Annotated in this window: 13 protein-coding genes; 10 read left to right on the plus strand and 3 right to left on the minus strand. The window is 61.2% G+C overall.

Features of this window, described 5'->3' with window-relative positions; genetic code table 11:
• The first annotated feature begins 74 nt into the window (after positions 1-74).
• The 5 genes from ABYA88_RS00700 (at position 75) to ABYA88_RS00720 (ending at position 7,651) form a co-directional block, all read left to right on the plus strand.
• Positions 75-824, plus strand: coding sequence for an electron transfer flavoprotein subunit beta/FixA family protein (locus tag ABYA88_RS00700; RefSeq protein ID WP_373184504.1), 750 nt, complete (start codon positions 75-77; stop codon positions 822-824).
• The gene (locus ABYA88_RS00705; protein WP_373184506.1) at positions 825-1,754 is read left to right on the plus strand and encodes an electron transfer flavoprotein subunit alpha/FixB family protein; all 930 of its coding nucleotides are present in this window, start codon (positions 825-827) and stop codon (positions 1,752-1,754) included.
• 359 nt (positions 1,755-2,113) lie between these two features.
• Complete coding sequence (locus tag ABYA88_RS00710; RefSeq protein WP_373184508.1) at positions 2,114-3,292, plus strand: TAXI family TRAP transporter solute-binding subunit; 1,179 nt, start codon at positions 2,114-2,116, stop codon at positions 3,290-3,292.
• Positions 3,293-3,359: 67 nt separating this feature from the next.
• A complete protein-coding gene (locus ABYA88_RS00715) occupies positions 3,360-5,303 on the plus strand; it encodes a TRAP transporter permease (RefSeq protein WP_373184510.1) in 1,944 nt (647 codons plus the stop codon).
• Positions 5,304-5,512: 209 nt separating this feature from the next.
• Positions 5,513-7,651, plus strand: a complete 2,139-nt coding sequence (locus ABYA88_RS00720) for a methyl-accepting chemotaxis protein (RefSeq protein WP_373184512.1) — start codon at positions 5,513-5,515, stop codon at positions 7,649-7,651.
• Here the strand turns inward: ABYA88_RS00720 and ABYA88_RS00725 are convergent, their stop codons facing one another.
• Entirely contained in the window at positions 7,652-8,671 is a 1,020-nt protein-coding gene (locus tag ABYA88_RS00725) for a cyclase family protein (RefSeq protein ID WP_373184514.1), read from the minus strand.
• Between the two features lie 203 nt (positions 8,672-8,874).
• Here ABYA88_RS00725 and yegQ point away from each other — a divergent pair, with 203 nt between their 5' ends.
• Together yegQ and ABYA88_RS00735 are read left to right on the plus strand one after the other, a co-directional pair.
• Positions 8,875-10,179 (plus strand): tRNA 5-hydroxyuridine modification protein YegQ, encoded by a 1,305-nt coding sequence (gene yegQ, locus ABYA88_RS00730; RefSeq protein ID WP_373184516.1) that lies wholly within the window; start codon positions 8,875-8,877, stop codon positions 10,177-10,179.
• Positions 10,180-10,258: 79 nt separating this feature from the next.
• Complete coding sequence (locus ABYA88_RS00735) at positions 10,259-11,056, plus strand: undecaprenyl-diphosphate phosphatase (RefSeq protein WP_373184518.1); 798 nt, start codon at positions 10,259-10,261, stop codon at positions 11,054-11,056.
• Between the two features lies 1 nt (position 11,057).
• Here the strand turns inward: ABYA88_RS00735 and ABYA88_RS00740 are convergent, their stop codons facing one another.
• Complete coding sequence (locus ABYA88_RS00740) at positions 11,058-11,729, minus strand: cupin domain-containing protein (RefSeq protein ID WP_373184520.1); 672 nt, start codon at positions 11,727-11,729, stop codon at positions 11,058-11,060.
• Between the two features lie 130 nt (positions 11,730-11,859).
• On the opposite strand from ABYA88_RS00740, the gene ABYA88_RS00745 reads away from it, so the two are divergent.
• The 3 genes from ABYA88_RS00745 to ABYA88_RS00755 all read left to right on the plus strand — a co-directional run bounded on the left by ABYA88_RS00745 (position 11,860) and on the right by ABYA88_RS00755 (position 15,363).
• A complete protein-coding gene (locus tag ABYA88_RS00745; RefSeq protein ID WP_373184521.1) occupies positions 11,860-12,630 on the plus strand; it encodes a PRC-barrel domain-containing protein in 771 nt (256 codons plus the stop codon).
• 92 nt (positions 12,631-12,722) lie between these two features.
• On the plus strand, positions 12,723-14,060 hold the full coding sequence (locus ABYA88_RS00750; protein WP_373184523.1) for a mechanosensitive ion channel domain-containing protein: 1,338 nt from the start codon (positions 12,723-12,725) through the stop codon (positions 14,058-14,060).
• 121 nt (positions 14,061-14,181) lie between these two features.
• Positions 14,182-15,363 carry a diguanylate cyclase gene (locus ABYA88_RS00755; RefSeq protein WP_373184525.1) on the plus strand — a complete coding sequence of 394 codons (1,182 nt, stop codon included), beginning with the start codon at positions 14,182-14,184 and terminating at the stop codon, positions 15,361-15,363.
• Positions 15,364-15,376: 13 nt separating this feature from the next.
• Here the strand turns inward: ABYA88_RS00755 and ABYA88_RS00760 are convergent, their stop codons facing one another.
• Positions 15,377-17,188 carry a putative bifunctional diguanylate cyclase/phosphodiesterase gene (locus tag ABYA88_RS00760; protein ID WP_373184527.1) on the minus strand — a complete coding sequence of 604 codons (1,812 nt, stop codon included), beginning with the start codon at positions 17,186-17,188 and terminating at the stop codon, positions 15,377-15,379.
• Positions 17,189-17,201 lie beyond the last annotated feature (13 nt).

Raw genomic sequence — 17,201 nt, forward strand, 5'->3', positions numbered from 1 at the left:
CTCGGTATCCTATGCAACCCCTTAATTGTCATGCGCCTCCGGGCGTCCCATAGACTTGTGGAGGACTAGCGTCCATGAAAATCCTCGTCGCCGTTAAGCGCGTGGTTGATTACAACGTCAAGGTCCGCGTCAAAGCGGACAATACCGGTGTCGATCTCGCCAACGTCAAGATGTCCATGAACCCCTTCTGCGAAATTGCCGTGGAAGAGGCCGTGCGCCTGAAAGAAAAAGGCGTCGCGACTGAAGTTGTCGCTGTGTCCATTGGTCCGACCGCTGCTCAGGAGCAGCTGCGTACCGCCCTGGCCCTGGGTGCCGATCGTGCCATCCTGGTTGATTGCGCCGAAGACCTGAGCTCGCTGGCTGTTGCCAAGCTGCTCAAGGCTGTTGTCGACAAGGAACAGCCCCAGCTGGTCATTCTCGGTAAGCAGGCCATCGATTCCGACAACAACCAGACAGGCCAGATGCTCGCTGCACTGAGCGGTTACGGCCAGGGCACCTTTGCCTCTGCTGTTGAAGTTTCCGGCGAGAGCGTCAAGGTTACCCGTGAAATCGACGGCGGCCTGCAGACAGTCGATCTGAAACTGCCTGCCATCGTGACCACCGACCTGCGCCTGAACGAGCCGCGCTACGCGTCGCTGCCGAATATCATGAAGGCAAAGAAGAAGCCGATGGAAGTGCTCAAGCCCGACGAGCTCGGTGTCAGCACCGCTTCCACGGTCAAGACTCTCAAGGTTGAAGCCCCCACCGCTCGCAGTGCCGGTATCAAGGTAGGTTCTGTGGACGAGTTGGTCGACAAACTGAAGAACCAAGCCAAGGTGATCTAAATGACAATTTTGGTTATTGCCGAACACAACAACGCCGCGCTGAATGCCGCGACCCTGAACATCGTTGCCACGGCCAAGGCCATCGGCGGTGACATCGACCTGCTGGTAGCTGGCGAAGACTGCTCTGCGGTAGCTGACGAAGCAGCCAAGGTCGAAGGCGTCACCAAGGTCCTGCTGGCGGATAACGCTGTCTATGGCCATCAGTTGCCAGAAAACATCGCGCTGCTGATTGCCGAACTGGGCAAGAACTACAGCCACGTGATCTGCGCTGCCAGCACAAACGGCAAGAACTACATGCCGCGCGTTGCTGCCCTGCTCGACGTTGATCAGATCTCCGAGATCATCGCGGTCGAGAGCGCCGATACCTTCAAACGTCCAATCTATGCCGGTAACGCTATTGCTACCGTGCAGTCCGATGCCGCGATCAAGGTTATCACCGTGCGCACCACCGGTTTCGATCCGGTTTCTGCCGAAGGCGGCAGCGCCAGCGTTGAAGCTGTATCCAGCGCGCAGGATGCCGGTGTATCGAGCTTTGTCGGTGAAGAGCTGGCCAAGTCCGACCGTCCCGAACTGGCCGGTGCCAAGATCGTCGTTTCCGGCGGCCGCGGCATGCAGAACGGCGACAACTTCGAGATGCTCTACAAGCTCGCCGACAAGCTCGGCGCTGCCGTAGGCGCATCCCGTGCCGCTGTTGACGCAGGCTTCGTACCTAACGACATGCAGGTCGGTCAGACCGGCAAGATCGTTGCACCGAACCTGTATATCGCGGTGGGCATCTCCGGTGCCATCCAGCACCTGGCCGGCATGAAGGACTCCAAGGTGATCGTTGCGATCAACAAGGACGAAGAAGCGCCGATCTTCGGTGTTGCCGACTACGGTCTGGTTGCTGACCTGTTCGAAGCGATTCCAGAACTGGAAAGCAAGGTGTAAAGATCAGCTGCAAGCGACCAGCTTAAAGCTGCAAGAAAGCCCCGATTCGCGAGAATCGGGGCTTTTTTATGCTTGCTGGTTAATGGCAAAGGCCCCAACAGACCTCGTCATTACCGCGAAGGCGGTAATCCACGCGAACTGTCAGCTTTGCAAAAAACGCCAGCAACTGGAACGCCTGGCTTTTGGTTTGTTTTACGCAACAATCTGTATCCCTTATTGTATTTTACGCCTGCCGGATTAACCTTTCATTACGCTATGCCTTTTGCAATGTGTCCCATGGAAAGTAAAATGGCGTTCTGATAAGCGAAACATAAATATAAATACGTTCCGCACAGCGAAACACAATAAGGTCTTTTCTTATGCGACTCTCCCTGTATCGGCTGGTGGCCACGCTGGCACTGGTGTTGGCCTTGCCCTTGTCTGCCACGGCAAAAACCACTAACGACTCCACCCTCCCCCGCGTCATGGTCTGGACCGCCTACGGTACCGGTGCCGCCGGTTATGCCCAGGCTGCCGCTCTGGGCGGGCTGCTCAAGTTCGAGGAAGGCAGCAACATCCGCATTCTGCCCGGGCGCAACGATGTATCACGGATGATTCCGCTGAAAACCGGCCGCGCGGGTTATTGCCTTTGCGGCATCGCCAGCTATTTTGGTCAGGAAGGCATCTTCCTGTTCAATAAGCCCGACTGGGGCCCGCAGCCCATTCGCATGGTATTGGCCTCCCAGGGCACCCAGAGCTTCGGGCTTGCCGCCGCGGCAGATACCGGACTGGAGCATCCGAGTGAACTCAAGGGCCAGAAGGTGATCTTCATTCGCGGCGCCGACTCGATCAACATGATCACCTCAGCGGTACTCGCCTATGGTGGCCTTACCTGGGAAGACGTGCGCCGCGTGGATGCCTCCGGGACCAACGAAGCGATTGAGGCCATCATCAACGGCCATGCCGATGTCATGCCGATGTCTACGCGCACCCCGCTGATGGAACGTATCGCCGCCAGCCCGCGGGGTATCAACTGGCTGGATATGCCCAACGAGACCGAGAAAGAACAGGCGGCATGGCAGCGGGCGAAGAACGTGATTCCCTACTACCTGCCGCAATTCGAAACCCGCGGCGCGGGCGTGTCCGAAGAGGATCCGTGGCATGGCGGTGGCTATGCGCTGCCGATTCTGGTGACCAATGCGGACCGCGATAGCGAAGAGGTGTATGCGCTCACACGGTTCGTCGATGAGCACTACGACGACTTCAAGACGCTGGCACCGGGAGCCGAAGGCTATGAACTCAGCCGTCAGGTATTCGACTGGGTGATGCCCTATCACGAGGGCGCTGTACGTTATTTCCGCGAGCAGGGCGTATGGCGCGACGAACATGAAACGCACAACCAGAGTCTGCTGGCGCGGCAGGCGCTGCTTGAACAGGCCTGGGAGCAGCAGCTGGCCGAGAGCGACGGAGACGACAGCCCGGCTTTCCAGGCCAGCTGGAAAGAGCGGCGCGCCAACGCATTGCTGGAAGCCGGGTTTGATCCAGGCTTTCGCCGCTAGCAACCCGCCAATCCGATTGCGCGGGCATAGCCTGCGCAACTGACCACGATTCGAAAAGAGGCAGCACATGTCCGAAGAACAGGAATCCATCCGCCACCCGGTCGCCGGCAATCTGCTGCGGATCACCGCCGTGGCGACAGCGGCGCTGGCCATCTACCAGATTTTCAATCTGGGCAGTTATACCGGCTTCACCATGTTGACCAGCCAGTACATCTACGGCTTGCTGGCGATGATGTTACCCATGGTCTTCGTCGCGATTCCGGCTGGACGTGGCCGCCGAGTGGATCCAACGCCATGGTATGACTGGCTTCTGGCTCTGGCCAGCATCGGCTGCTGTGTGTTTTTCATCATTCATTCCAATCAGGCCGTGGACGAAGGCTGGGAATACATGGCGCCGCAGCATGTGGTGTATATCAGTCTGCTGACCTGGGCTATCGCCCTCGAAGCCACCCGCCGCTGCGGTGGCTGGCCGATTTTCATCGTGGTGTTCCTGGCCTCGATGTTTCCGATGCTGGCCGGTTATTTGCCCGACAGCTTCGCCGGCATTTCCACGCCGATCGACCTGGTCGCGATCTATCACACCAACAGTGATGAAAGTCTGCTGGGCATTCCCTCCCAGGCATTCGCCAACCTGGTGATCGGCTTTCTGCTGTTTGGTATCGCGCTGCAGCGCACCGGCGGCGGCAAGTTCTTCATCGATCTGGCCTTCGCCCTGCTGGGCAAGGTCCGCGGCGGCCCGGCCAAGGTGTCGATCTTCTCCAGCGGCCTGATGGGCTCGATGTCCGGCAGCGTGGTAACCAACGTGCTGACCACCGGCCCGCTTTCAATTCCGGCAATGCGCAAGGTCGGCTTCACCAAGACCTACGCCGCCGGCGTGGAAACCTGCGCCTCGACCGGGGGCGTATTGATGCCGCCGGTGATGGGTGCAACCGCGTTCGTGATGGCGACCTTTCTGGACATCCCCTACGGCGAGATCGCGCTGGCGGCTGCGGTTCCCTCGGCACTGTATTTCTTCGGGCTGTTCATCCAGATCGATTTCTATTCGGCGCGCAACCGGCTCAAGGGTCTGCCGGCCATCGACCTGCCGAAAATACGCCAGACGCTGAAGGAAGGCTGGCACTATATCTTCGTTTTCGCCTTCCTGATCTGGATGTTGCTGTTCATGAAGCAGGAGGCCATAGCGCCGTTCTATGCCACCGCGTTGCTGCTGGTGATCAACCAGCTACGCAAGCACAGTCGCTGGCAGTGGCAACAGTTCAAGGAGTTCGCCGAAGCCTGTGGTGCGCTGTTCGCCGAATTGACCGGCCTGATGGCCGGCGTTGGCCTGATCATGGGTGCGCTGGCCGTCTCGGGCATGTCCGGCACCATCGCGAATGATCTGCTGTTCATCGCCGGCGGTGACATGCTGGTGCTGCTGATCATGGGCGCGCTGACCAGTTTCATCCTGGGTATCGGCATGCCGGTCACCGCGGCATACATATTCCTGGCGATCGCCCTGGCACCTGCGCTGATCAACGGCGGCATGAACCCGATGGCGGTACACATGTTCATTCTCTACTGGGGCATGCTCAGCTTTATAACCCCGCCGGTGGCCATCGGCGCCTTCGCTGCCGCATCGGTCGCCGGCAGCAGTCCGATGAAAACCAGCTTCGTGTCGATGCAGATGGGTAGCATCATCTATTTCATACCCTTCTTCTTCGTACTCGAACCCGCACTGCTGCTGCAAGGCAGCGCGCTGGAGATCATCGTGGCGATTGCCTGCGCACTCGGCGGCATCATCCTGATCGCCGGAGGTCTGCAGGGATATCTGCCGCGGCTTGGCGATCTCAGCGAGCGAGGTCTGCTGCACTGGCCGCTGCGAGCATTGTTTGTGGTCGGCGGCCTGTTTCTGGCGATGCCCTACAACCCCTACGTGCCCGTCAGCGAGACCATGCTGTTTGTCCTCTCATTCGGATTGATTGCGGCCGCGATCGGACTGACCTGGATGCATCGCCGCCTGGTTCCTGCCTGAGCAGCGCAACCGCAGCAAGCGCTCTTTTCTGGTGCGATCGCCTGCCCCGCAGGTAGCGCTATCGCACCAGAACAGAGCGACAAGAGTCGGTCCGATGCGAACACCCGGGCTAGACAGGCCTATCCCGTGCTGCCGACTCCAGTAATGTCTCTGATGGGTGCGTTTCTTGCAAAGAGAAGCACTATCCATTCGCATCAGAGAGAGTAGTCGTGTCCATACGCAGTGATGAAATGGCCCTTACCGGGGCCGAGCGCAGCTGGCTTCCCTGGTTCGGCTCGGCGGGCAAGCTCAGCATGGGCTGGGCGTGCCGAATCAACAGCAACCGCTATGCGCAGCTTGAAGAGATCTTCAACAGCGTTGCCGACACCCGCATGCGTCTGCTGCAGCAATGGTGCGACAACCAGTGGACCACGCTGGCAAGCATCGCTCGTGACGTGGAAAACACCAGCAATGGCGTCGAGCGCCCGCAATTGCTCAAACTGATGCGCAAGATGGCTGACGCCAGCGAGCTGTTTCTGGTCGACCCAAGCGGTCGCACCCTGGTCAGCACCGCGCAGTCGTTGCCAGCCTCCCCGGCGAACACCAAAGCGCTGAACCAAGGCGTGCGCGCGCCCTTCCTGCATGGTCCCTACATAGATCAACGCACCAAAGAGCTGGGACCGTCGACCTCCAGCTTTCACGATGCGGTGACGCTGATGTTCTACCAGCCAGTGCAATACCAGAATCAGCCGTGCTGCCTGTGCGCGCGGGTGCCGAACGACGTGCTCGGCGATCTGATCCAGCGCGAAGCCGGTCATATCTATCAGGAATCCGGTGACAACTACGTGTTCATGGTGGAGTCGCACTTCGATCCGGCCATCGAGCCCGGCCGGGCCCTGTCGCGCTCGCGCTTTGAAGACAATACCTTCAGCCACGGCGGCAATTTGAAAGAAGGTATCGCGACCGATTACGGTACCGTCAGCGTGCGCGAGCACACCGAATTCGAGGTGCGCTTTACCGACCCGGCCACCAAACAATTGCACCCGGGCGTGCGCGAGACCATCCGCAAGGGTCAGAACCTGTTCGTCACCTATCCCGGCTACTCCGATTACCGGCACATTCCGGTAATCGGCAAGGGCGTGACGTTCAGCCTGGCCGGCTCGCCGGACCGCTGGGGGATGATGTGCGAGGCGGATCTGGAGGAGGTCTACCGTTATCGATCACTGAGCTACAGCCTGATGAAGCTCTTCCTGCTGTTGATGCTGGTCATCAGCGGCTGCCAGATCGCGATCGCCTGGTCCGGCTTGGGCCTGCCGGCAGCGAGCGGCCTCAATCTGCTGGTAGTGGGGCTGTCGGCCCTGTGGTTCTGGCGTCGCGGCACGCGCAAGCTGGCCAGGCGGATGGGCCGCATGACCGAGATCATCCGCAACATTGCCGAGGGCGAGGGCAATCTGAGCCAGCGCATGGATACCACCCGTCTGGTCGCCGACGAAACCGGTGAACTGGGACGCTGGACCAACAGCTTTATCGACAACCTCGATACCATCGTCGGCCGCGTCAAACACGCCAGCCGGCATGCCCTGCAGAACAGCGAGCAGATGCTCGAGCACAACCAGAAGGCCAGTGACACAGCCGAGGAAGTGACGCTGACCATCCAGCAGATGCTTCGCATGATCGAGGCCCAGGTGCAGACAATCGACAGTGCTTCACATACCGCGGCGCAGATGAAGCGCACCATGGCCGAAGTGGTGGAATCGGCTGGCCAGCGTCTGGAGACGGTTTCCAACGGTACGCGCAAGATCCGCGATATTGTCGCGACATCGGCCAGCAGTGTGCAGCAGGTGGATCAACGCTCCAACGAGATTGCCGGCATGGTGTCGATGATCACTGACATTACCAGCCAGACCAACCTGCTGGCGCTCAACGCTGCAATTGAAGCGGCGCGCGCCGGGGAGCACGGGCGGGGCTTCGCCGTGGTTGCCGACGAAGTCCGCGCGCTCGCCTCGCGCACGGCCACCGCCGCGGCAGAGATCAATCAGGGCATCACCGCGATCCGCGGTGCGACACATCAGGCGGTCGACCTGATGGAGCAGGGCGTGAGCGACGTCGATCAGCAGCTGACCCAGGCCGATGACGCAGCCAACGACAACGACACCCTGCATCAGACGGTAGAAGAGCTGTTCGAGGTGATCGCGGTCATGGACACCAATAGCAAGGAACATGGAAGGCAGGCGGGCCACGTGGCGGAGGTCACCGCCTCGATGGCCGGCGTGATCAGCACCCTGCGTTCCAGCTCCGGGCAGGTGCGGGAAACCGCCACCCGCCTGCACCAGCTGTCGGACAGTTTCCAGGTCAGCGCCGACCGCTGATCAGACCAGTGCCACCGGCGTGACGGGCGAGCCTACTGCGCCCGGCAGCCGCAATGGTGGCGCAGTCAGCATGAAACGACTGCGGCCTGCGGCGCGCAGGTACTGCGCCAGTTCGGTCAGGTACCAGAGCTCGCCGAGGTGAATGCCCAGCTTGAACAGGCAATGCTCGTGTAACGGTAAAGCAGCGCAGCAGCCCTGGCCTTCGCGCGCCGGATAAGCCTCCACTGCGTAATTATCAGCAATCAACAGGCTCAGCCCACTGTCGGTAATCCACTGCAGCAAGGCCGGATCGCGACCATCGAGCACCGCGCAGCTGGATGCCAGCACCGCGGCGTCAGGCTGCTGTTGCATACCCAGAATCACATCGGCAAACCCGGTATACATGCAGACCATGTCACCGGGCTCTACGGTAACGCCATCAGCCTGCATGATCTGCTGCAGCCGGGCATGGTCGACCAGCACCCGCTCGTGGCCGCAGTGACGCTCCAGGTCGATCAGCACCGCGCGGCCACTGACGGCCGTCTCGGCCATCTTCTCGATACCCAGCCGCCGGGCATTGACGCCCTCCAGCGCATCCTCGTGTCCGGCCGGACCCTGAATATCCTCCCCGGCGCGCCAGCCGTTGTAATACAGCGGCTCCGCGACGCCGTCACCGTCGGCATCGAACAGACTGCCGACATGCGCCAGCGCGTCCCACTGGGTCGAGTACTGGGTGTACAACAGCACCGCATCATCGCTGACCACGTCGGTAAAATCAGGGTTAATGCGGTTGAGTGCAAAATTGTAGTTGAGCTTGTCGCCGCGCCCGGAGGTAAAACGCCGCGGCGCGTGGCGCAACTTGTTCAACGCGTTGCCGCCCGGATAGTCCAGTGGCAGGCTGAGACAGAAACTGCGGCCCTCGCGTACTTCCGCGACGCCCTGCAGTACCTTTTCCGCCGTGAGCAGGTTGAGTCTACCCAGTTCGTCGTCGGGACCAAAGTCGCCCCAGTTAGATCCCTCTGGTCGATTTTTCCAGCGCATGAACTGCCTCTTTCTGTTGTTCTTGTTGGTAAGCCTACGATGCCAGACGCGCCGGCATCTGGTCATCCCGATCATCGGCGTGGTTGATCGACTATAGACCAGAGCACATGGTCGGGGAGCGAGCATGATCTCGATCAATGCGTGCGCTGGCATGCGGGGCTACCCTTGCTGCCTTTTTTATTGCACGCTGACGGAGTTCTTCCATGCCCAATGCCCCAGAGCTGCTCGCCCCTGCAGGCACCCTTAAAGCCATGCGTTATGCCTTCGCCTATGGCGCCGATGCGGTGTACGCCGGGCAGCCCCGCTGTAGCCTGCGCGTGCGCGAAAATGACTTCCATAACCCCGAGGTCATGGCCACTGCCATTGCCGAGGCCCATGCGCTGGGCAAGCGTTTTTATCTCGCCAGCAACATTGCAGCGCACAACAGCAAGGTCGCGACCTACCTGCGCGATCTCGAGCCGGTGGTGGCAATGGGGCCCGATGCGCTGATCATGTCGGACCCGGGACTGATCATGCTGGTACGCGAACGCTGGCCCGAATTGCCGGTACATCTCTCGGTGCAGGCCAATGCGGTCAACTGGGCAACGGTCAAATTCTGGCAGCAGCTGGGGCTGGAGCGAATCATCCTGTCGCGCGAGCTGTCGATCGAGGAAGTCGAAGAGATCCGGCGCCGCTGCCCGGACATCGGTCTCGAGGTGTTTGTGCATGGCGCGCTGTGCATCGCCTATTCCGGTCGCTGCCTACTGTCCGGATACTTCAATCATCGCGACGCCAATCAGGGCGCATGCACCAATGCCTGCCGCTGGCCATACGATGTGCAACCGGCAATCCAGACGCCGGAAGGCAACATCGAGGCGCTCGCCCGACCGGTGCATGTGATCAGCCAGAGCGACAAGCCCGAAGAGCAGATGGCGATCGAAGAGGACGAGCACGGCACCTACATAATGAACTCCAAGGATCTGCGCGCGGTGCAGCACGTGCAGCGTTTTGTCGATATGGGGCTGGATTCGCTGAAGATCGAGGGCCGCACCAAGTCGCACTTCTATGTGGCCCGCACGGTACAGACCTATCGCCGCGCAATCGATGATGCGGTGGCCGGCGTGCCGTTCGACCTGAGTCTGATGGACGACCTGGAGAGCCTGTCCAACCGTGGCTACACCGAGGGCTTCTATCGCCGCCATCCGCCGGGCGTCTACCAGAACTACGAACATGGTGCCTCGCGCATGGAGCGCCACCAGTTCGTCGGCGAGGTACTTGAAGAGGTGGATGGATGGCTGCGCATCGAGGTGAAAAACCGCTTTGCCCCTGGCGACCAGCTGGAGCTCATGACGCCGGCCGGCATCCACACGTTCATTCTGGAAGCGCTGCACGATGACCACAATCAGCCCACGCCGGTCGCCCCCGGCGATGGTCATGTGGTACGCATCCGCAGACCCGGCGAGGCTACGGTGGATTTCGGCCTGGTGCTGCGCTATCTGCCGGAGCAGGCGGTAAAATCCTGTCGCTGAGCCCGTCGCAACTGTCGCCTGAGGAAAGCGGGCGTGGTTTAATTGCCGCCTCGCTCACTCGCACAATGGATTGCTCTTCATGGATTGGCTGCAAGTCGTGGTTCTGGCGGCAATACAGGGTCTCACCGAATTTCTTCCTATTTCGAGCTCAGCTCACCTGATTCTTGCCCCGGTGCTGTTTGGCTGGACAGATCAGGGCCTGGCATTTGACGTTGCCCTGCACCTGGGGAGCCTGGCCGCAGTAATGCTGTATTTTCGCCACGACCTGATCAACATGACAGTCAGCTGGACCCGCTCGGTGACCCACCGTGAGCTGGACGACGACGCACGGCTGGCCTGGGGGGTGTTGTTCGCAACCATCCCGGTGGGCCTGGCCGGGCTGGTTTTCAAGGGTGCGATCGAGCAGCAGCTGCGCTCGCCGCTGTATATCGCCGCTGGCCTGATCGTGTTCGGTCTGGTGTTGAGCTGGGCAGACTGGCGCCACCGGGGTGCCCGTGAAGTCAACCAGATGAACTGGAAAGACGTTTTGCTGATCGGCCTGGCCCAGGCCATAGCCCTGTTCCCCGGCACATCCCGCTCGGGCATAACGATGACCGCCGGCCTGTTGTTGGGGCTGAGCCGCGAGGCCACCGCGCGCTTCTCGTTCCTGCTGTCGATTCCAGTGATCGTGATTGCCTGCGCGCTGAAGTCCTGGGACCTGTACCAGGCCACGGTTCCGGTCGACTGGGGATTCATGGCCGGCGGCGTGGTGATGTCCGGGATCAGCGCCTTTCTGTGCATACACTACTTTCTGGTCTTTATCAGCCGCATCGGCATGCAGCCCTTCGTTATCTACCGGATCATCCTGGGCATTGCGCTGATATGGCTGTTCGCCTAGCTCAGCCTGCGCCAGCGGTACTGTTCGACTTGACCAGCAGTACAGTCCCTTCCCTGCTGGCCAATCCGTGCCCGGCCAGATCGGGGCGACGAAGCCAGCTCAGTGCCGGCAAATCGCCGTCAGCGCTCTGCAGGCTACCGGCAAGGACCAGCAGCTCACCGGGGCCGGCGGGCAAATCCACAGCCTGGCCGGCTGCGCAGCTGTAGAGCACCGTCTCCTCTTCAGCGAACCGGTGTAATACACATATCACGGCTCCGTCCGCTCGCTTCTCCCAGGTCTGATGAGAGGGGCGCAGACGCACTTCGCGTGTATCCCCTGCGGCGAACTGGTTGAGTTTGACGAATATCACACAGCCTTCCCGGGAAAACGGACTGTGCCGTGAGCCCGCCGGACTGCGCAGGTAGCTCCCGGGCGGGTAATCGCCGCTCTCGTCGCTGAACACACCCGCAAGCACATGGATTTCTTCCCCGGCGGGATGCTGATGCTCGGGGAAGCGGGCATTCGGCAGATATTCCACCAGACTGGTTACCTGGCCACTTTCCGGCGCCTCGCGCTCCAGTGGCCAGCGTCTGACTGGAGCCTGCGGCGCATCCTGCCACGTCTGATCGCCGGGACGGACGCAGACCGCAATGCGGCGGTCCATATTCAGTGGCACGAAGGAGTCGGTTGTCATGGCATCTCTTCAGCGCGGGTTATGAGCAGGTGGCCATGCTGGCCCCCGGATGACCATAACATAGCCGGATGAACCACCTATGGCCAGCAGCTGTCCGATATAGAACCAACAGTACGCGAAGGAGTAGCACATGCTGCGCAGTCTCAACCAGCTCAAGGGCGCCACCATCGATGCAACAGATGGGGACGTCGGCAAGGTCAGCGACTTCTACTTCGACGATCGGCAGTGGGTCATTCGCTATCTGGTGGTCGAGACCGGCTCCTGGCTGTTCAGCCGCAAGGTATTGATTACACCGATGTCGGTCGGTACGCCGCAAATCGAATCAGACGTGCTGCAAGCCAGGCTGACCCGTCAGCAGATCGAGGACAGTCCTGATATCGACACCGAGCGGCCAGTCTCCCGCCAGCACGAGCAGATGCTGCTCGCGTATTACGGCTATCCAAATTACTGGGCCGGCGATATCACCGGCAGGCTCGGTATGGCGCCGGGACGAGTCGATGGCTACCTCAGCCAGGTGATCAACAGCGAAGTCGAGGAGCGCCAGAACCGCAACGACGACGAACATCTGCGCAGCTGTCATGAAGTCGAGCGTTACCACATAGACGCTGCCGATGGCGAGATCGGCCATGTGGAAGATCTGCTGGTCGACGAAAACTGGGCAATCCGCTATCTGGTCATCAACACCCGCAAATGGTGGTTCGGACATTCGGTGCTGATCCCCCCGCAGTGGATGGACAGCATCGAGTGGTCCAGCGCTACCGTGTCGGTCGGGCTGAGCCGGGATGCCATCAGGGAAGCACCGGAATACGATACGTCGCGACCGCCGGACGCCGAGTTCGAGCAGCGGCTCGAGCAGCACTACCGGCAGCAAAGTCCCGGGGCCGGTGGCGGCCAAGCTTGACACTGCTGGCGCGACTCAGTAATACCACTGATACCATGGCGCTGGTGTCGCCAGGCGCGGCTCGACTTCGATTCAGGTAAGGGAAAAATACCATGCTCAAACGCCTCGCGATCGCGGCCATGGCGGTACTTGTCTGGCTGCCCACCGGGCCTGCCCCGGCACTGGCCCAGGAGGGCGTGGAGACCGCCCCGGAGATCCGGGTTACCGACACCCCCAGCGATACCGCGATACGCGAGCGTCTCGAGGCCGTCCTCGCCGCAATAGACAGCGTGGAAGACATCCAGGTCAGTGTCGACCAGGGCGTGGTCACGTTGGCCGGAGACGTGACCAACGCGCGCTCTGCCCGGGAGCTGATGGATATCGCCAGCCGGGTCGAGGGTGTCATTCACGTGCAGAGTCGCCTGATCGAGGAAACCGACGTTGCCGCACGATTGCGCCCGGCGACCCGCAAGTTTCAGGAAATGGGCGCCAGTGCCCTGCAGATGCTGCCGGTTGCACTCGTGGCGCTGCTGATAATCGCGGCGTTCTGGTTCCTCGGGCAGTGGGCGGGGTCGCGCGGCGCCTGGCTGCGGCGTATCGGACTGTCGGAGCTAGCGTCCAATCTCGGTAAACGGATCGTCCGGATGATCATCACCGGCCTGGGTGTACTGATAGCGCTGGAGATTCTCGACGCCACCGCGCTGGTGGGGGCGATGCTGGGCGTTGCCGGGGTTGCCGGCATTGCGGTGGGCTTCGCCTTTCGTAATATCGTCGAGAACTATCTGGCCGGCGTGCTCCTCAGTGCACGCAATCCGTTCGATGTCGGCGACATCATCGAGGTCGGCGCCTTCATCGGCACGGTGGTAAGGCTGACATCACGGGACACTGTGCTGATGACGCGCGATGGCAACCATCTGCGTATTCCCAACAGCATGATCATCACCTCGGCGATGACCAATTTTACTCGCAACCCGCTACGCCGGCTGGAGTTCAGCGTCGGCGTCTCGGTCGATCTGGATCTGCAGCAAGCGCGTAAACTGGGCATCGAGACCCTGGGCGCGATGACCGGCATACTCCCTGACCCGGGCCCCCAGGTACTGGTGGCCGAACTGGGTGACAGCACTGTACAACTGCGCTTTCTGGCCTGGATCAATCAGCACGACAGCGATTTTCTGAAGGCCCGCAGCGAAGCAATACGCCAGGTCAAGGCAGCCTTCGACTCGGCTGGCATTGAGATGCCGGAACCCATCTATCGGATACATCTGCGCAGCCCGATCGCGCTGACTCAATCTGACGTGCCTGCTCCGGCTCCGAGCTTGCCGCTGCCGGACAGGGCCGCACCGGCACCCCCCACCAGCGCAGACGACGTGGCTGCTGACTACACGATTGACCGTCAGGTTGCCGAGGATCTGCGTTCCTCCGATGAGGAAAACCTGCTGCAGAAAACATGACATAAGCTGACCCCGGTCAAGGTTCCCGCTCACCGAGCATGCTGTAATCGCCATGATGGCCAGAGCCATCAATTAGCCATTACCGCTCATGAAAATGAATTGTCTGCACGGAACCTGTCTTATGTCCACATTCGGCGAAATCCTTCGTCAGCGGCTGGTCACGCTGCTGCCGGGGGAACTCAAACCGCGGGAAATAATCGCTTTGCTGGTGCCGAACCGGCACAGCGTACTCCTGACCCAGCGACGGTCGACGATGATCGTCAACCGGGTCAGGTTGTTCGCCTTTCTGTTTGCGGTGCTCACTCCCCTGTGGAGTGTGATCGACCTGATGGTCTTTCCGCTGCCTCTCTGGCTGGGCCTGGCAGCCTGCCGGATTCTGGTCTGCGCTGCCTTCATCTGGTTGCTGCTGATGTACCAACCCAGAGGCAGCCTGCTCGATGCCTACCGGGCGGTCGCCATTCTGTTCGCGATTCCTACGGCGTTCTACATCGTCTCGCACACGATTCTCGGTCATTACCAACTCAGCAGCCTGTCTGCAGCCGTCGGCGCTGGTTATGCCTTCCTGCCGTTCGTGCTGATGGCCGGGCTGGCGATCTTTCCGCTGGCGCTGCTGGAAAACGCGGTCATGGTAGTGATCCTTCTGCTGGCTCAGGCATGCGCCGGAGCTCTGAGCTGGACCGTGCTGAACTGGCCATCCTTTGCCGGCGCTCTCTGGTTGTTGATGCTGATCGGGGCGGTGAGCTCGCTCGCCGGCATGAGCCAACTGGCGTTCATGATCGCACTGGTCCGCCAGGCCATCCGTGATCCGCTTACCGGAGTCTTTTCCCGTGGCAGCGGTGAAGAAATCCTGAAGCTGCAATGGGAAAACGCTCAACGGCAGAACAGCACGCTGGCGATCGCCTTCATCGACCTGGATCACTTCAAGTCACTGAATGACACCTATGGCCATGAGGCCGGGGACCGTGCGCTGATCGAAGCCAGTCGAATTCTGCAAAGCGCGTTGCGCGGCAGCGACACACTGGTGCGCTGGGGCGGCGAGGAGTTTCTGCTGCTGATGCCGGGAACCAGCCTCTCGCAGGCCGCGACTGCACTGGAGCGCGTTCTGCAGACAGGGCTCGGTGTGCGGCCCGATGGCAGCGCGCTGACTGCCAGCATCGGCCTGGGTGAGCGTCGTCAGGACGCAGCAGCCAATTACCGCTCCCTGCTCGAACAGGCGGATCAGCGCATGTACCGGGCCAAGGCAGCCGGGCGCAACCAGCTGTGCAGCGGGGCTGATACCCGCCCCGACCCGGTCGCGGCCTGAGGCCGGTCGACGATCAGCTGGGCTGCAGCTCCTGCCAGCGCACCGCGAATGCCTCAGGGGTCATCGGTCGACCGAGCAGATAGCCCTGACACTGGTCGCAGCCGTGCTGTTGCAGCCACAGTTTCTGCTCCACCGTTTCCACGCCCTCGGCTAGCACTGACAGCTGCATATTTCTCCCCAGAGCGATAATGGTCTGAACCAGTTGGCAGTCGCTCGGATCACTCGGCAAACCGGCCAGGAAGCTCTTGTCGATCTTCAGTTTATCCAGCGCAAACCGTCGCAGGTAGGCAAGGGATGAATACCCGGTGCCGAAATCGTCAATCGAGATGCGCACACCGAGCGCGCGCAGCTCGCCCAGCGTCTGTTCGGCCTGGGCGGTGTGCTGCATCAGCGCTCCCTCGGTGATCTCTAGCTCCAGGCAGCCGGCCGGCAAGCCGCTGACATCCAGTGCGGCGCGTACGACCTGGACCAGATTCTGCTGCATGAACTGGACCGGCGAGAGGTTAACCGCAATGGTCTCGATCAGCAGGCCATCGCGCCGCCAGGCGCTCGCCTGCTGACATGCCTGATGTAGCACCCAGGTTCCTATCGCGACAATCTGGCCACTCTCCTCGGCCAGCGGAATAAAGCGGTCCGGCCCCACTACACCGTGATCGGCACTGTGCCAGCGCAGAAGCGCTTCCGCACCAATGCCGCGACCTGTCGCCAGATCGACCAAGGGCTGGTAGTTCAGACTCAGCTCATCGGCGCGCATGGCTCCGCGCAGCGAGCGCTCGAGCTCGAAGCGGGCCCGCGCCTCTTCTGTCAGGCACGGCAGGTAGTGAATGTAGGTATTGCGGCCCTGCGCCTTGGCACGGTACATCGCCGCATCCGCATTGCGGATCAGCTCATGGGCACTGCCTCCATCCTTGGGATACAGTGCAATTCCTATGCTGGCACCGACGTAGAGCTCACGGGCCTCATCCAGCACCAGCGGTGCTTTCAACGCCTCGAGCAGGCTCTTCGCCACCTGGCTGGCAACACCTGGGCCGGGCAACTGCTCGAGAATCAGCAGGAACTCGTCACCGCCCAGGCGGGCGAGCGTGTCCTCATCACGACAGCGCTCCTGCAGACGTTGCGCTACAGACTGCAACACCAGATCGCCGAAATCATGTCCGTAGCTATCGTTCAGCGTCTTGAAACGATCAAGGTCGATGAACAGCACGGCCAGCCAGCCACCGCGCCGGTCTATGCGGTCCTTGGCATGTTCCAGGCGGTCACGGGCCAGCACCCGGTTGGGCAGTCCGGTCAGCGGATCGAAATGCGCCATCGTACGCAGGCGGTTCTGGTAGCCGTCGACAAAGCGGATGAGCAGCTGCGAGCCCAGCAGCACGCCGAGCATCAGCACAAACACCGCAATCGCGTAGATCGGCGCGCGCTCAATGAATATCTGTTGAAAGGATTTGCCGCTGACGATCACGGCCAGCGCCCCGGGACCAGCGGAACGCAGAACCCAGGCGCCCACCGGGCGCTCCAAGCCCCAGAGAGTGAAGCCACCCAGTTCTACCCAGCGCGATTCCGGGCCAGCGGCCGCCAGCAGCTCGCGTTCGGCCGCAGTTTGCGCATCGGCACGCAGCACGACCGGCTGTAGCGGCCCCTGCAGTTGCAGCGCAGGCTCACCCTGCCAAAGCTGCAACAGGCTGAGCGCCTCCTGCTGTCGACTCTGGTTCACGCTGCGCTGCTCCAGAATCATCGCAACGACCACCAGCACCAGTACGCTGAAGAAAGCCACTCCATTGACCGCCCAGAATTTGTAGCGCAACGCTAGTTGCCGCCCTGCCTGCATTACCCGCTCCCCA

Source organism: Halopseudomonas sp. (genome assembly GCF_041579695.1).
In the GTDB taxonomy this organism is placed as follows: Bacteria; Pseudomonadota; Gammaproteobacteria; order Pseudomonadales; family Pseudomonadaceae; genus Halopseudomonas.

Excerpts from the sequence above, each read along its gene's own strand:
- ABYA88_RS00755 (WP_373184525.1), top strand. The coding sequence starts at position 14,182 with ATGTCCACATTCGGCGAAATCCTTCGTCAGCGGCTGGTCACGCTGCTG.
- ABYA88_RS00715 (WP_373184510.1), top strand. The coding sequence starts at position 3,360 with ATGTCCGAAGAACAGGAATCCATCCGCCACCCGGTCGCCGGCAATCTG.
- ABYA88_RS00745 (WP_373184521.1), top strand. The coding sequence starts at position 11,860 with ATGCTGCGCAGTCTCAACCAGCTCAAGGGCGCCACCATCGATGCAACA.
- ABYA88_RS00750 (WP_373184523.1), top strand. The coding sequence starts at position 12,723 with ATGCTCAAACGCCTCGCGATCGCGGCCATGGCGGTACTTGTCTGGCTG.
- ABYA88_RS00760 (WP_373184527.1), bottom strand. The coding sequence starts at position 17,188 with ATGCAGGCAGGGCGGCAACTAGCGTTGCGCTACAAATTCTGGGCGGTC.
- ABYA88_RS00725 (WP_373184514.1), bottom strand. The coding sequence starts at position 8,671 with ATGCGCTGGAAAAATCGACCAGAGGGATCTAACTGGGGCGACTTTGGT.
- ABYA88_RS00705 (WP_373184506.1), top strand. The coding sequence starts at position 825 with ATGACAATTTTGGTTATTGCCGAACACAACAACGCCGCGCTGAATGCC.
- yegQ (WP_373184516.1), top strand. The coding sequence starts at position 8,875 with ATGCCCAATGCCCCAGAGCTGCTCGCCCCTGCAGGCACCCTTAAAGCC.
- ABYA88_RS00735 (WP_373184518.1), top strand. The coding sequence starts at position 10,259 with ATGGATTGGCTGCAAGTCGTGGTTCTGGCGGCAATACAGGGTCTCACC.
- ABYA88_RS00740 (WP_373184520.1), bottom strand. The coding sequence starts at position 11,729 with ATGACAACCGACTCCTTCGTGCCACTGAATATGGACCGCCGCATTGCG.
- ABYA88_RS00710 (WP_373184508.1), top strand. The coding sequence starts at position 2,114 with ATGCGACTCTCCCTGTATCGGCTGGTGGCCACGCTGGCACTGGTGTTG.
- ABYA88_RS00700 (WP_373184504.1), top strand. The coding sequence starts at position 75 with ATGAAAATCCTCGTCGCCGTTAAGCGCGTGGTTGATTACAACGTCAAG.